The sequence below is a fragment of the Halogeometricum rufum genome (genome assembly GCF_900112175.1).
Taxonomy (GTDB): Archaea; Halobacteriota; Halobacteria; order Halobacteriales; family Haloferacaceae; genus Halogeometricum; species Halogeometricum rufum.
Genome location: NZ_FOYT01000002.1, coordinates 906,306 through 919,457 on the forward strand (window position 1 = coordinate 906,306; position 13,152 = coordinate 919,457).

Here is a 13,152-nt window from a genome sequence, read left to right on the forward strand (position 1 = left end):
ACGCTTAAATAACTACTTGTGGAAATCAGATCAGAAAGAGGGCATTGAGTACTATTGTAGTGTCTATCTTTCAGAGTCATGTGAACTACCCTACCCTACTCGCTCACCGCTGACGCGGTTCGCTCCTTGAGGGTAGGGCTTCCTGCTTCTATGACGCGCTTTGCAGATACCGAATCGGTATCCACAGGGAGCGCAGTCTCCACAGGCGTTGATTCGGAGTATCCCACTCCTACGTCTTCGAGGCCGCGAGAAAGGATGTTCCACGCCGCGTTCGCATCTCTGTCCGCCTCGAACCCGCAGGCAGGACAGGAGTGTTCACGCACCCACAACGGTTTCTCCGTCGAGACGCCGCACGACGCGCACTCCTTGGTCGTGCCGCTCGGGTTGACCGCGACAAAGTGCGTTCCCTCACGTTTGCACTTGTATTCGAGCAACGAGAGGAACGTCCGCCACGCGGCAGATGCCGTGTTGCGGCTATTCGACGGCGACTCCATCATTCCCTTTACGTTCAGGCCTTCTACCGCTACGAGGTCGTACTCCCGAGCGTAGTAGTTCGAGAGTTTGTGCAAGAAGTCGCGGCGCTTTCGCTTGAGGGTGGAGTGGCGTTCAGCCACGACCTGCCGTTGTTTCTCCCAATTCGCGGAGCCGTGTTCCTTCCGCGAGAGGTCGCGCTGTTCGCTTTCGAGCCGTTCGCGCTCGTCAGAGAGGTCGAGCGACCCGACCGCCGTGCCGTCGGTGTCGTGAGCGTACTTGAGAATCCCCACGTCGATGCCGACGCACTTCTCGGGGTTTTCGGGCTTCGCGGGTGGTTCGCGGTCCATTTCGACGCCGAACGTGGCGAACCACTCACTCGTCGGTTCCTTCTTGAGCGTGACCTGCTTGAGTGTCGCGTCGTCAGGGATGGCGCGGTGGAGACGAATCGGTATATCTCCGAGTTTCGAGAGTGATAGGACAGTCTGACCGCCCTTCTTGTCGAGCTTGAAGCCAGACTGACTATACGTGAAACTGCGGAACTCCCGTGGTGGCTTCCACTTGAGTTGGCCGACGCCGTAGCCGTTCTCCTTGAGTTTGGAGAGTCCTTTGAGGTTGTCGAACAGTCGTTCAACGACGGTTTGGAGAACTTTCGAGTACACGTCGGAGAGGTCGTCCCACCACTGTTTGAGGTCGGGCAGTTCCGACCGCAGGGTGGTCATGGACGGCAGTTTGCCGTGTTCGTCTTGGTACTCGTTGAGGCGGTAGAGCGTGTGGTTGTAGAGTTGCCTACAAATGTCTCGGTGGCGGTCCAACTCCTTGCGGTGGGAGTCGGACGGCTTGAGACGGTACTTGTAGGCGTAGTACATCCGTTACTCCCGCTCCTCGATTAGTTCGTCCAGTTGCTCACGGATGAACGACGAGAGGTTAAGGTGGTGGTCCTCTATCCACTCGTCTTGGTCCTCTCGGATGGTGATTGTCTTCCGCTTCACTGTAATGCACGTTATGCACGTTACACGTACAAAACCTCGGTCGCGTGGGCCTGTGGGCCGGGTGGCGAACGTGTTTGAGAACTGTGCGGCACTGTATCCCCTCCCTACTGCGCTACTCGGTTGCTTTGCTCCCTGCGTTGCTCCTTGAGGAGGGGGGCTTAGTGCCTCGATTCAGTTAAGAAAAAAGCACGCATAACCGGTTATGAAGCCAAAAAATGAGTCGGACCATCCGAACCTTCGAGGCCACGATTACGAACCAGCGACAGGTTCGTGACGACCTCGACCAACTCGGATGGGCCGCCTCAAAACTCTGGAACGTCAGTCGCTACTACGCACAAGAACAGTGGGACGAAACGGGCGAGATTCCCGATGACGGGAAACTCAAAGCCGAACTCAAAAGCCACGAACGCTATACGGACTTACATTCTCAGTCCAGTCAGCGCGTTCTCGAAGAACTCGCTGAAGCGTTCAACGGTTGGTACGGCAAGCGTCGGAACGGCGACGACCGTGCCCGACCGCCCGGCTACCGCAAAAACGGAGACTCCCACCCGCGTTCAACTGTGTCGTTCAAAGCGGCTGGCTTCAAGCACGATGCACAGTTCACCCGTGTTCGTCTCTCAAAAGGTCGCAACCTCAAAGAACACCGTTCGGACTTCATTCTGTGCGAGTACCAGACTCGCCCGGATGTTGACCTGACCGAGTGGGATATTCAACAGGTTCGTGCCGTCTACAAACGAGACGAGTGGCGACTCCAGTTCGTCTGTCGCACCACCATCGACCCGGAACCGCCGGGCAATGGGGTCGCTGGTGTTGACCTCGGGATTTGCAACTTCGCCGCCGTCTCGTTCGGTGGCGAATCGGTATTGTATCCCGGCGGCGCACTCAAAGAGGACGAATACTACTTCACGAAGAAGAAGGCTAAGTGCGATGATTCTTCGTCCCGAGAGGCGATTCGGCTTGACCGGAAGCGGACGGGTCGCCGGACGCACTTCTTGCACGCACTCTCGAAAGCAATCGTAGAGGAGTGCGTCGAACGAGGTGTCGGGACGCTTGTCGTTGGCGACCTCGGCGGCATCCGAGATGATGACGAGAACGGCGAAGCTCGGAATTGGGGCGACCACGGCAATCTCGACTTGCATGGGTGGGCGTTCGACCGATTCACGACGCTACTCGACTACAAGGCTGAATCGGAAGGCATCGACGTGGAATCGGTTTCGGAACGCAACACGTCGAAGTCGTGTTCGTCGTGTGGTCGCACCGACGACAATCAGCGAGTTGAACGCGGGTTGTACGTGTGTGAGAAGTGCGACACGGTTGCGAACGCGGACGTGAACGGCGCGGAGAACATTCGACAAAAGGTACTCCCGAGTCTCGCCACGGATGGCGGCGATAGGGATAACGGCTGGTTGGCACAGCCAGCGGTTCACCTGTTCGACCGTAGTGAGGGTCGTTTCGCTCCACGAGAACAGGTCGTGAACCGCGAACCGTAATATCCCAACGCGGTCGGGAATCCTCGCCCTTTAGCGCGGGGAGGATGTCAAACGGCCTCACGAGACGCTGCGAGGGGTCGAGACGCGTCACCGAGAGTCGTGGACCGTGAGACGCTTTTGTCGCTGGAACCCCTACCGACGCGTATGACAGACTCGCAGACCGACGCGGCGGCGGCAGCGAGCGACGAACTGGCCCGGCGCGTCGTCGTCTCCCACCCCGACGAACTCAGCGCGTGGGCGCGCGACCAACTGGAGACGGAGCGGTTCCGCATCTACCTCCGACGGGTGCTGGACGACCTGACGCCCGGCCACACGTGGGAGGAGTTCGTGGACGTGGGTTGTTGCGGACGCTCGCTGGACGTCCCCCTCCGCATCGAGTCCGTCGACGGCCCCGAGCGCATGGGCCCGGACACCGAAATCGAGTACGCGTCCCGGGAGACGGAGGACGGCGAGATGGCCGGCGGGTGGCAGGTACAGAGCGAGGCGGGGCCGAACGCGACCACCGGAAAGGCGCGGGACGAGTAGCGAGAACGGGAGCGACGAGACGATAGCAGCGGGAGGGTCCGACGAGACGAGGACGACGAGGCAGACGGAGCGGTGACCACGGACGGCAGCGGGGTCGTTAACGAGTCGATTCGTTTACAGTATCGGCCAGAGACCGTCCGCGTATGAGTCGCCCTCCGCCGACGAGCGTCCTCCTCCCCACGGTTCGGTGGACGGACGCCTGCGACGACGTGGCGGCGCAACTCCGCCCCGAGGACGAACTGCTCGTGGTCTGCGACGGCGACGACGACCCGGTGGCCGCCCGCGCGGACGAACTCCCGGACGGCGTCAGACTGGTCCGCGCGGGCGACCCCGAGCGCTGTTCGGGCAAGGCCAACGCCGTCGCGGCCGGGATGGACGCCGCATCCAACGACCGAATCGTCTGGACCGACGACGACTTCCACCACCCGCCGGACTGGCTGTCGACCCTCCACGCCGACTACGAACGCCACGGCCCGGTGAGCGAGGTGCCGTTCTTCGTCGGCCGCGACCCGCTCTCGGTGCTGGTGGAACCGCTGTACGCCCTCGGCGGGACGCTCGGCACCCACGCGGGCGACAAGGCGTGGGCCGGCGCGGCGCTGTTCGAGCGCGACGATTTGGACGCGGACGCCTTCCTGTCGGAACTCCGCCTGACGGTGAGCGACGACGGCCTGCTCTCCGAACACCTCGACGCCACGTCGCTCCGGCGGACGCGGCGCGTCCCGGTGGGCGGGAGCGTCCGGGAGTCGCTGGAGCGGCACGTCCGCTTCTCGAAGATAGTGTACCGGCACGAACCGCGCGACATGGCGGTCCTGCTCGCCGTCGGCGCGGCGCTGACGCTCGCCGGCGCGCTTTTTCCGGGACCGGTGGCCGTCCTCGCGACGCTGCTGACGGCGTTCGTCTACGCGTACTTCGGCGTGGGCCGGTGGACCGTCCTCCTGGCGTACCCCGCGATGATGCTGCAGGTACCGCTGTTCGCGTACGGGTTGGCCCGCCGCACCTTCGTCTGGGGCGGGCGACGCTACCGCTGGCCGAGCAAGTTCGACGTGCGCGTGGTCGAGTAGCGAGGAGAGAGAACGTCTCAGGGCATGTACCGGACGGCGACAACGCCGGGGGCGGCCCGAATCTCGACGCGGTTCACGCCGAGGCGGGCGGCCCGCGACAGCGTGTTCTCCTCGTCGTCGGCCACGTCGGCGACGGCCTGTTCCGTCTCCTCCTCGGGGACGGTGATGACGTGAATCTCGCCCGTCCCCGCGCGCTCTCGCCGCGTCAACTCGCCGACGGGTTGGTCGGCGGCGATGTCGCGGGAGTCGGCCGTCGGCGACTCGTCGGACAGTTCGACGGTGACGCCCCACCGCGACTCGATGTCGACCAGTCGGTACGTCACGTCCATCGGCGGGTCGGGGGCGACGACGCCCCGCACGGCGTCGTGACGTTCGACGCCGGGGTTCGACGACAGCGTGTGCACCTGCCCGCTCTCGACGTTCTTCAGCACCGCCGAGTCCTCGTCGGCGGCGGTCACGAGAAACGTCCCTTCGACGCGTTCGTCCTCGGTCATCGCCGGCGAGTACGCCGCGGGCCCTCTTGCCGGTTTCGTCCCCGTCCCGAGCAGTTAATGGGAGCGACGTGGACGCCTCCGACATGCCCGCGCTGTGGCGACTGACCCGAACGGACGGCGCCCGACGACTGTACGAGGCGCTGAAGCGCGTCGGCGTCACGGGGACGCGGATGTACCAGTACGTCGCGGACCCGCGCGACGACGCCGGGGCCGACGCCGACGTCGACGGCGTCACCTTCGAGACGCGGACGCGCGAGGAGGTGGACGGCGAGTACGAGGCGTTCGCGGAACTCCTGCCGGACGAACGGGTGCTGTGCGCCGTCTCCGAGGGCCGAATCGTCGGCTACCTGTTCGTGAGTCTGGACGCCCGCCACCACCTCCACCCCCTGGAGGAGACGGTCCGATTCGACGGCGGCTACGTCCGCCGGGTGTTCGTCCACCCGGACCACCGCAACCGCGGCATCGCCACCGCGTTGGTGTCGCGGGCGCGGGAGTGGGCGCGGGAACGCGACGCCGACGCCGTCCACGCCCTCGTCGCCCTCGACAACCGGCCCTCTCGGTGGACGTTCGAGGCCAACGGCTTCGAACCCCGCCACGAACACGTCTACTACCGGCTGTTCGGTCTCACCCACCGGTCGATAGAGCGGTTGGAACCCGAATAGAGCGATGGGGAGCGCTCGGTGTGTATATAGATTTGTTTTTATTATATACTTTGGAGCGTAATTTTATACTTCTTCGGCCGAGTGGTGCGGGTAGAGCCACGATGTCAAACGAAGGCCGGTCAGCGCGCGGCGGGTGGACCGAACGACTCGACAGGCGGGCGCGGCGGGTGGTGGCGTCGTCGACCGGCGACAACATGGTTCGGCGACTCACCGTCGCCGACTGGCTGAGTCTCGCCGCCCTGTTCTGGGCGTGGGTCGGCGCGGTGCTGTTCGTCCAGGGCGAGGTGAACTGGGGCATCGTCGCCGTCCTCGTCGGGTTCGTCTTCGACAAACTCGACGGCTACTACGCCCGCGAACACGGGACGCCGTCGGCGTTCGGCCGGCAGATAGACTCCTTCATCGACATCTTCACCTACCTCGTCTCCGCCGCCCTCCTCTACCACGTCGTCATGCGCCCGCACTGGGTCGCGAGCGCCGTCGTCGGCTTCGTCGTCCTCATGTTCGGCGGTCTGCGCCTGATTCGCCACAACGACGAGGGCTTCGTCGGCGACGGCGACACGAGATACTACCACGGGACGACGGTGGTCCACACCCACCTCGTCGTCCTCGCGAACTACTTCGTACTGCAGTTCGTTCCGCCGTGGAACGGCTGGCTCGCCGGCCTCTCCATCGTCGCCGTCTGCCCGCTGATGACCTCCGAGTACAGGGCGCCGAAGACCGACGACGCCCACCTCCTCGTCGCTCTCGGCGGCGCCGTCACCGTCGCGCTCTGTCTCGCCATCGAGTTCGGCGTCGTATGAGACTGTTCGCGTCCGCGGCGGCGCGGCGGAGCGCCCTCCGTGGACTCGGACTCCTCGCGCTCTGTCTCCTCCTCGGCGGCGTCGCCGTCCGCGCGTACGCGCCGTTCGTCCTCGACCCCGCGTGGGTTCGCGCGACGGTGGGCGGACTCGGCCCGTACGCCGCCCCCGCGTTCGTCCTCGTGCAGGCGGCGCAGGTGATAGTCGCGCCGATTCCGGGGCAGACGCTCGGCGTCGTCGGCGGCTACCTGTTCGGCGTCGTCGCCGGGACGGCGTACAGCATGCTCGGCGTCCTCCTCGGGAGCGCCGCCGTCTTCCTCCTCGCGCGGCGGTACGGACGGCCGTTCGTCGAACGCGTCGTGGCCGCCGACGCCCTCGACCGGTTCGACTCCTTCGCGGCCGACCACGGCGTCGTCGGCCTGTTCGTCGTCTTCCTGCTCCCGACGTTCCCGGACGACGCCATCTGCGCGCTGGCGGGACTGACGACGCTCCGCTTCCGGACGTTCGTCGCCCTCGTCGCCGTCGGCCGCCTCCCCACCTTCGTCCTCGTCGCCCTCGTCGGCGACGGGGTCGCCGCGGGACGGACGACGACGGCTCTCGGCGCTCTCGCCGCCGTCGCCCTCCTCTCCGCGGCCGTCTACGTCGCTCGCGACCGGTTCGGCTCGGCGGGGTCGGTGGCGGACGACGCCGGCTGACCGCGCTCAGCCGAACAATCTGTGCGCGGCGGCGACGAGGAGCGCACCCGCCAGCGGAACCGTCCACGACAGCGCCTGCGGAATCGCGTACAGCAGCGATATCAGGGGCGCGAACGGACCGGACGCCGCCGGCCGCGTCACCGTCTCGCCGTCGAGGACGAACGTCTCGGGCATCGACGCGACCACCCCGAGATACAGCGACAGGAGGAACAGGTAGCCCGCGACGGCGAGGGCGGGTTCGTAGCGCGGCGACGACTCGATGCCGCGGCGGTGCCGCCGGGCCACCGCGAGCGTCGGCGCCACCGCCGGGAGGACGACGAGCAGACCGACGACGATGTAGAACGCCCGCGAGAGCGTCAGCGACCCGCCCTGCACCGACGCCGTCTGTCCGATGAGGACGACGAGGGCGATGACGACGAAAATGGAGATGAGCGCGACGGCGAGCCCGCTACACACGACGTACGACTTGAACAGGAGCGACCGACTGCGGCGGAAGGCGTACGGGAACGCCCCGAAGACGCCGTTGTAACCCGATGCCATCGTCGGAGGTTGGGGCGGGTGACTCTTGAGCGAACCGGTCTCTGCTCGAAGGGCCGTCCGTCGGCGTGAGGGCGGGAACGGCGGCGGCCGCCCCACCGAGTACCCACCTTTTTCACCGCCGCCGTCGCCCGTTCAGGCATGCGAGTTGACCTCGGCAACGCACTCTCGACGACGCCCGGCGTCTCGGAGGCGTCGCTCGAACGGCTGGACGAACAGGTCGCCGCGGCGCACGAGACCATCGAAGCGGGCCGCGCCGACGCCGAACACGGGTACGCGGCGCTGAACCTCCCGGACACCGCCGACCCCGACGCGATTCGGGCCGCCGTCGAACCGTTCGACTCGCCCGACGCCGTCGTCACCGTCGGCATCGGCGGGAGCGCACTCGGGGCGGCGACGCTCTCGGCCGGGCTCTCGGAACCGGACGACCCCGAGGCCTACTACCTCGACAACGTGGACCCCGAGCACGTGACGCGCCTCCTCGACACCCTCTCGCTGTCGGACACCGTCGTCAACGTCGTCTCGCGCTCCGGCACGACGGCCGAGACGCTGGCGAACTTCCTCGTCGTCCGCGACGCGATGACCGACGCCGGCGTCGACTGGACCGAGCGCACGTTCGTCACGACGGGCGAGTCGGGCAACCTCCGCGGACTGGCCGAGAAGCACGACCTGCCGTCGCTCTCGGTTCCCGACGGCGTCCCCGGCCGGTTCTCCGCCCTCTCGACGGTGGGGCTCGCCGTCGCGGCGATTCAGGGCCACGACCTAGACGCGTTGCTCGCCGGCGCGCGCGACGAGGCGAGTCGCCTCTCGGGGTCGCTGTTCGAGTCGCCCGCGTACGCCTACGGGGCGGCGTCGTACGCCCTCGCCAACCGCGGCGCGCTGACGAACGCGATGATGCCGTACAGCGAGGACCTCGAGTACTTCGCCGAGTGGTTCGCGCAGTTGTGGGCCGAGAGCCTCGGGAAGGACGGACTGGGCCAGACGCCCGCCCGCGCCCTCGGCGCGACGGACCAGCACTCGCAGCTCCAACTCTACCGCGCGGGACCGCGCGACAAACTCGTGACGCTCGTCCGCCCCACGGAGCGAGCCGACAGGGACATCCCCGAGACCGACCTGGAGGGTCTCAGCTATCTCGGCGGGTCGTCTCTCGGGGAACTCCTCGACGCCGAGTTCGAGGCGACGGAGGCGAGTCTGGCCGCCGTGGGCGTGCCGAACGTACGCGTCGAGATAGACGCGGTGGACGAACGCGGACTGGGCGAACTGCTGTACGGGATGGAGGCCGCGTGCGTCCTGTACGGCGAACTCGCCGGCGTCTCCACGTTCACGCAACCGGCCGTCGAGTGGGGCAAGCGCGCCGCGCGCGGACTGCTCGGCGGCGGCGACTTCGAGGAGGCCGACGCGGTGTCGGAGAAGACGCGTCTCGTCGTGGAGTAGTCGCCGCGCTCCGCGTCGAGGCTCCGCAGTCGGAGTCGAATCCGGTAGCGGGACCGGCATTCCTATCCGCCGTCGCGCCGTACCGCCGGCATCGACATGGCCTCCGACGTGTCCTCGTCTCCGTCCGACGGCCTGCCGGCCCCCGTCCGGGCGTTCGGCGGCGCCGCCGTCGTCGTCGTCCTCGCGCTCGTCTGCGCTTCCATCTTCCTCTCGCTCGGTGACGCGCTCTTCCGGAGCGTCGGCATCGAACGCGGGACTGCACTCTACACCGCCCTGCGGAGCGCCTCGCAGTTCGTCGGGTTCGGCGTCGCCGGCGCGGGGTACCTGACGGCCACCGACCAGTGGGACCTGATACACCGCGGCCGCCCGACGCGGCGTGACCTCGGGTGGACCGCCGCCGGGTTCGGCGTCCTCCTCGCCTTCTACCTCGTCATCAGCGTCGGCATCACCGCGCTGGGTATCGACAGCGGACAGAGCGTCCTCGAACAGCAGATTCTGGACCAGCCCGTGCTGGGGCTCTACTACATTCCCGTGACGCTGCTCCTCGTCGCGCCGACGGAAGAACTCGTGTTCCGCGGCGCCGTGCAGGGGCTCCTGCGCCGGGAGTACGGCGTCCCGTTCGCCGTCGCGGGGTCGAGCGCGACGTTCGCGTCCATCCACTTCGCCTCGTTCACCGGCGAGGGCGCTCTGGTCTCGCTGACCGTCGTCCTCGTCCTCGGCGCCGTCCTCGGAGTCGTCTACGAACGGAGCGAGAACCTCCTCGTGCCCGTCGTCGCCCACGGCCTCTACAACGTCGTCCAGTTCGCGATGACGTACGCCGCGGCCGTGGGCGCACTCGGGTGACCGGTCGCGACGCCGCGACGACCCGGCGGAGTCGCTCCGCTGTCCGTTCGGCGAGAGAGAGTCGATTCGAGAACGCGGCGGACGGCGCGTCGCCCCGGAGACGACGGACCGCCGTCGCGGAGCCGGGCCCGTCGGTCGGTAGAACGCCGGTTCGTGACCGTTACGCCGGGTTCTTCCGCGCGAGTTCCATCCCGCAGATGGGGCACCGCTCCTTGTGTTCGTCGAACTCGCGCCCGCAGCCCTGACACTGGAACCGCCAGTTACGCTGTTCCTCGATGCCGTCCTGTGCGATGACCTTCACCTGTACGCTGACGCGTTCGGCGACGTTCTGCATCGCGTAGTCGTCGGTGACGAGGGTGGCGTCGAGTTCGAAGGCGGCCGCCAGGAGGCGGATGTCGGTGTCCGAGAGCGTCTCCCGGTCGCCCGTCTCCTCGGCGGCGCGGCGAATCTTCTCGACGGTGCCCGACGCGGGGATGTGGATGTGCATCCCCGCCCCTTCCATCGCGTCGAAGCGGAAGGATGCCTCGTCCTCCAGTTCCTCGCTGACGAGGGGAATCGAGGCCGTCTGGTCGTCGGTGTGATACTCGTGGATGAACGCGGAAGAGTCGAGAACCTGCATCGGCAGTTTGTCCCTGTCTATCTCTGAACGACGATATAGTCTTTTACGGCTTGGACGCGTGAGACGGGGACCTGAAACCGGCCCTGCTCGTCCTGCTCGAAGGCGAACTGGCCCGGGCGGACCTCCTCGTGCGGCGAGACGAGCAAGTCGTGGAGCGTTCCCGTCTTGAGATTCATCGTGATGTTGTACAGCATTCCGAGTTCCGTCCCGTCGGAGCCCATGACGGCCTTTCCGGAGAGGTTCTCGGCGAGTACGTCGGCCATGACGAGAGGTATTCGGCCACGGTAACATAAGTGCCACGGGGACCGTCCGACGACCGTCCGACGGCGCTGGCGCGGGGGAGGCCGGCCGCGACGACGAGACGAACGCACCGACGAGATGGGCCGCGGACGGCCGAACCGGGAGAACCGAACGCGTCGGCGGCCGAGACCGTCCGTCGGACTGGTCGAAATCGGCGGCGTCCTCGCGTCTCGCGCGTACGCGCCACGGCGTGACGATGGACTTAACTTCGGCGCCGCCCGCGTATCGGTACAGAACACTTCTCGGAGTGATTTTTCATGTCTGACACCGACGCCGACGCTCCTCCCACGACCGAATCGAACGCACTCCGAACCCCCATCGTCGCAGTTCTCGGGCACGTCGACCACGGCAAGACGACGCTGCTCGACAAGATACGCGGCTCTGCGGTCTCGGAAGGCGAAGCGGGCGCCATCACGCAGCACATCGGCGCCACGGCGGTCCCGCTAGAGACCGTCTCGCAGATGGCCGGCAGTCTCGTCAAGCCGGAGGACTTCGACCTGCCGGGCCTCCTGTTCATCGACACGCCCGGCCACCACTCGTTCTCCACGCTTCGCTCCCGCGGCGGCGCACTCGCCGACATCGCCATCGTCGTCGTGGACGTGAACGACGGCTTCCAGCCGCAGACCATCGAAGCGCTCGACATCCTCAAGCGGACGGGGACGCCGTTCGTCGTCGCCGCCAACAAGATAGACACGACGCCCGGGTGGAACCCCAACGAGGGGTCGCCCATCCAGGGGACGTACGAGGACCAGTCGGACAACGCCCGTCAGCGTCTCGACCAGAACCTCTACGAGATAATCGGCAACCTCTCCGACGAGGGCTTCTCCGCGGACCTCTACTGGCGCGTCCAGAACTTCCAGAAGAACGTCGGCGTCGTCCCCCTCTCGGCGATGACCGGCGAGGGCATCCCGGACCTCCTCGCGGTCCTCATGGGCCTCTCCCAGCGCTACATGAAAGAGGAGATGGCCGTGGACGTGGCCGGCCCCGGGGCGGGCACCGTGCTCGAAGTGAAGGAGGAACGCGGGTTCGGCGCGACGGTGGACGTCGTCCTCTACGACGGCAGCGTCCGCGAGGACGACACCATCGTCGTCGGCGGCGTCAACGGCCCCATCGTCACCGAGGTTCGCGCCCTCCTGCAACCGCGTCCGAACGCCGAGATACGGACCGAAAAGCGGTTCGACAAGGTGGAGGAAGTCGCCGCCGCGGCCGGTATCAAAATCGCCGCGCCGGACCTCGACGACGCGATGGCGGGCGCGCCGATTCGCGTCGTCCGCGACCGGAGCGTCGAGGCCGTCATCGAGGACGTCGAGTCCGAACTCGCCGAGATAGAGGTCGACACCGAGGAGGAGGGCGTCGTCGTCAAGGCCGACACCCTCGGCAGTCTGGAGGCGATGGCCAACGCCCTGCGAGAGGCGGAGGTGCCCATCCTCCGCGCCGAAGTCGGCGACGTCGCTCCGCGGGACGTGGCCGTCGCCTCGACGGCCCGCGAGGACGACCACAAGGTCATCCTCGGCTTCAACGTGGACGTCCTCTCGAACGCCGAGGACGAACTGGAGAAGACGGGCGACGTGCGCCTGTTCGAGGACGACGTCATCTACCAACTCGTCGAGGAGTACGAGGAGTTCGTCGCCGAACGCAAGCGCGCCCAACAGGAGACGGTGCTGGACAAGATCAAGCGTCCGTGTCGGTTCCGCATCCTCGAAGACCACGTGTTCCGGCAGTCGAGTCCCGCCGTCGTCGGCGTCGAGGTGCTGTCGGGGACGCTGAAGAACAACGCGCACGTCGTGAAGTGGGAGGGCAACGAACCGAAACGCGTCGGCCAACTCTCCGGCATCCAAGAGCAGGGCGAGGACGTCTCCGAGGTTCGCGCGGGCAACCGCGTCTCCGTCGCCATCGACGGCCCCACCGTCGGCCGGCAGATAGACGAGGGCGACGAACTGTGGACCGAGTTGCCCGAGAAGCACGCGAAGATTCTCGAACAGGAACTCTCCGACGAGATTCCGGCGGACGAACTCGAAGCGCTGACCGGCTATCTGGACAAACACCGCCAGCGCGACCCGTTCTGGGGGAAGTGAGGCACGGTCCGTCGTCGCCGTCGGGGCGAACGCGACGGAGTCGATTCGTATCGGTCCCGTTTCTGAACCGCGGTTGAGACAACACGCCGTCTAAAATGTTCTTCAGAGAACACTTTTCGGCCGCTGGGTTCTGACAACGACTAGCGCGTCCGGTCGT

14 protein-coding genes are annotated in these 13,152 nt (G+C 66.5%); 9 read left to right on the forward strand and 5 right to left on the reverse strand.

Annotation, left to right across the window (positions count from 1 at the left end; all coding sequences use genetic code 11):
• Positions 1-95: 95 nt before the first annotated feature.
• Positions 96-1,340, reverse strand: a complete 1,245-nt coding sequence (locus tag BM310_RS14350; protein WP_089808841.1) for an RNA-guided endonuclease InsQ/TnpB family protein — start codon at positions 1,338-1,340, stop codon at positions 96-98.
• Between the two features lie 338 nt (positions 1,341-1,678).
• Here BM310_RS14350 and BM310_RS14355 point away from each other — a divergent pair, with 338 nt between their 5' ends.
• From BM310_RS14355 to BM310_RS14365, 3 genes are all read left to right on the forward strand, one after another.
• On the forward strand, positions 1,679-2,953 hold the full coding sequence (locus tag BM310_RS14355) for an RNA-guided endonuclease InsQ/TnpB family protein (RefSeq protein ID WP_089808843.1): 1,275 nt from the start codon (positions 1,679-1,681) through the stop codon (positions 2,951-2,953).
• A gap of 144 nt (positions 2,954-3,097) precedes the next feature.
• Positions 3,098-3,478 (forward strand): hypothetical protein, encoded by a 381-nt coding sequence (locus BM310_RS14360; protein WP_089808845.1) that lies wholly within the window; start codon positions 3,098-3,100, stop codon positions 3,476-3,478.
• A gap of 143 nt (positions 3,479-3,621) precedes the next feature.
• On the forward strand, positions 3,622-4,539 hold the full coding sequence (locus tag BM310_RS14365) for a glycosyltransferase (RefSeq protein WP_089808847.1): 918 nt from the start codon (positions 3,622-3,624) through the stop codon (positions 4,537-4,539).
• A gap of 17 nt (positions 4,540-4,556) precedes the next feature.
• On the opposite strand, the gene BM310_RS14370 is transcribed toward BM310_RS14365, so the two are convergent.
• Positions 4,557-5,033, reverse strand: coding sequence for a DUF5812 family protein (locus tag BM310_RS14370; protein WP_089808849.1), 477 nt, complete (start codon positions 5,031-5,033; stop codon positions 4,557-4,559).
• A gap of 83 nt (positions 5,034-5,116) precedes the next feature.
• On the opposite strand from BM310_RS14370, the gene BM310_RS14375 reads away from it, so the two are divergent.
• The 3 genes from BM310_RS14375 to BM310_RS14385 all read left to right on the forward strand — a co-directional run bounded on the left by BM310_RS14375 (position 5,117) and on the right by BM310_RS14385 (position 7,187).
• A complete protein-coding gene (locus BM310_RS14375; RefSeq protein ID WP_089808851.1) occupies positions 5,117-5,695 on the forward strand; it encodes a GNAT family N-acetyltransferase in 579 nt (192 codons plus the stop codon).
• A gap of 101 nt (positions 5,696-5,796) precedes the next feature.
• Positions 5,797-6,495 carry a CDP-alcohol phosphatidyltransferase family protein gene (locus BM310_RS14380; protein ID WP_089808853.1) on the forward strand — a complete coding sequence of 233 codons (699 nt, stop codon included), beginning with the start codon at positions 5,797-5,799 and terminating at the stop codon, positions 6,493-6,495.
• The gene (locus BM310_RS14385; RefSeq protein ID WP_089808855.1) at positions 6,492-7,187 is read left to right on the forward strand and encodes a TVP38/TMEM64 family protein; all 696 of its coding nucleotides are present in this window, start codon (positions 6,492-6,494) and stop codon (positions 7,185-7,187) included. Before BM310_RS14380 ends, BM310_RS14385 begins: the two co-directional genes overlap by 4 nt.
• Positions 7,188-7,193: 6 nt before the next feature.
• On the opposite strand, the gene BM310_RS14390 is transcribed toward BM310_RS14385, so the two are convergent.
• On the reverse strand, positions 7,194-7,727 hold the full coding sequence (locus BM310_RS14390; protein WP_089808856.1) for a hypothetical protein: 534 nt from the start codon (positions 7,725-7,727) through the stop codon (positions 7,194-7,196).
• 138 nt (positions 7,728-7,865) lie between these two features.
• On the opposite strand from BM310_RS14390, the gene BM310_RS14395 reads away from it, so the two are divergent.
• Positions 7,866-9,158 (forward strand): glucose-6-phosphate isomerase, encoded by a 1,293-nt coding sequence (locus BM310_RS14395; protein WP_089808859.1) that lies wholly within the window; start codon positions 7,866-7,868, stop codon positions 9,156-9,158.
• A 96-nt stretch (positions 9,159-9,254) separates the two neighbouring features.
• Positions 9,255-10,001 (forward strand): CPBP family intramembrane glutamic endopeptidase, encoded by a 747-nt coding sequence (locus BM310_RS14400; protein WP_089808861.1) that lies wholly within the window; start codon positions 9,255-9,257, stop codon positions 9,999-10,001.
• Positions 10,002-10,161: 160 nt separating this feature from the next.
• Here the strand turns inward: BM310_RS14400 and BM310_RS14405 are convergent, their stop codons facing one another.
• Positions 10,162-10,620, reverse strand: a complete 459-nt coding sequence (locus BM310_RS14405; RefSeq protein WP_089808862.1) for an NOB1 family endonuclease — start codon at positions 10,618-10,620, stop codon at positions 10,162-10,164.
• 17 nt (positions 10,621-10,637) lie between these two features.
• The gene (locus BM310_RS14410; protein ID WP_089808864.1) at positions 10,638-10,883 is read right to left on the reverse strand and encodes a PRC-barrel domain-containing protein; all 246 of its coding nucleotides are present in this window, start codon (positions 10,881-10,883) and stop codon (positions 10,638-10,640) included.
• Between the two features lie 294 nt (positions 10,884-11,177).
• Between BM310_RS14410 and infB the strand changes: the two genes are divergently transcribed.
• The gene (gene infB, locus BM310_RS14415; protein ID WP_089808866.1) at positions 11,178-12,995 is read left to right on the forward strand and encodes a translation initiation factor IF-2; all 1,818 of its coding nucleotides are present in this window, start codon (positions 11,178-11,180) and stop codon (positions 12,993-12,995) included.
• The last annotated feature ends 157 nt before the right edge of the window (positions 12,996-13,152 follow it).

What these genes read in the sequence shown, in the direction of transcription:
- BM310_RS14405 (WP_089808862.1), bottom strand. Translation starts at nt 10,620, where the DNA reads ATGCAGGTTCTCGACTCTTCCGCGTTCATCCACGAGTATCACACCGAC.
- BM310_RS14400 (WP_089808861.1), top strand. Translation starts at nt 9,255, where the DNA reads ATGGCCTCCGACGTGTCCTCGTCTCCGTCCGACGGCCTGCCGGCCCCC.
- BM310_RS14410 (WP_089808864.1), bottom strand. Translation starts at nt 10,883, where the DNA reads ATGGCCGACGTACTCGCCGAGAACCTCTCCGGAAAGGCCGTCATGGGC.
- BM310_RS14395 (WP_089808859.1), top strand. Translation starts at nt 7,866, where the DNA reads ATGCGAGTTGACCTCGGCAACGCACTCTCGACGACGCCCGGCGTCTCG.
- BM310_RS14380 (WP_089808853.1), top strand. Translation starts at nt 5,797, where the DNA reads ATGTCAAACGAAGGCCGGTCAGCGCGCGGCGGGTGGACCGAACGACTC.
- infB (WP_089808866.1), top strand. Translation starts at nt 11,178, where the DNA reads ATGTCTGACACCGACGCCGACGCTCCTCCCACGACCGAATCGAACGCA.
- BM310_RS14360 (WP_089808845.1), top strand. Translation starts at nt 3,098, where the DNA reads ATGACAGACTCGCAGACCGACGCGGCGGCGGCAGCGAGCGACGAACTG.
- BM310_RS14365 (WP_089808847.1), top strand. Translation starts at nt 3,622, where the DNA reads ATGAGTCGCCCTCCGCCGACGAGCGTCCTCCTCCCCACGGTTCGGTGG.
- BM310_RS14370 (WP_089808849.1), bottom strand. Translation starts at nt 5,033, where the DNA reads ATGACCGAGGACGAACGCGTCGAAGGGACGTTTCTCGTGACCGCCGCC.
- BM310_RS14375 (WP_089808851.1), top strand. Translation starts at nt 5,117, where the DNA reads ATGCCCGCGCTGTGGCGACTGACCCGAACGGACGGCGCCCGACGACTG.
- BM310_RS14385 (WP_089808855.1), top strand. Translation starts at nt 6,492, where the DNA reads ATGAGACTGTTCGCGTCCGCGGCGGCGCGGCGGAGCGCCCTCCGTGGA.
- BM310_RS14355 (WP_089808843.1), top strand. Translation starts at nt 1,679, where the DNA reads ATGAGTCGGACCATCCGAACCTTCGAGGCCACGATTACGAACCAGCGA.
- BM310_RS14390 (WP_089808856.1), bottom strand. Translation starts at nt 7,727, where the DNA reads ATGGCATCGGGTTACAACGGCGTCTTCGGGGCGTTCCCGTACGCCTTC.
- BM310_RS14350 (WP_089808841.1), bottom strand. Translation starts at nt 1,340, where the DNA reads ATGTACTACGCCTACAAGTACCGTCTCAAGCCGTCCGACTCCCACCGC.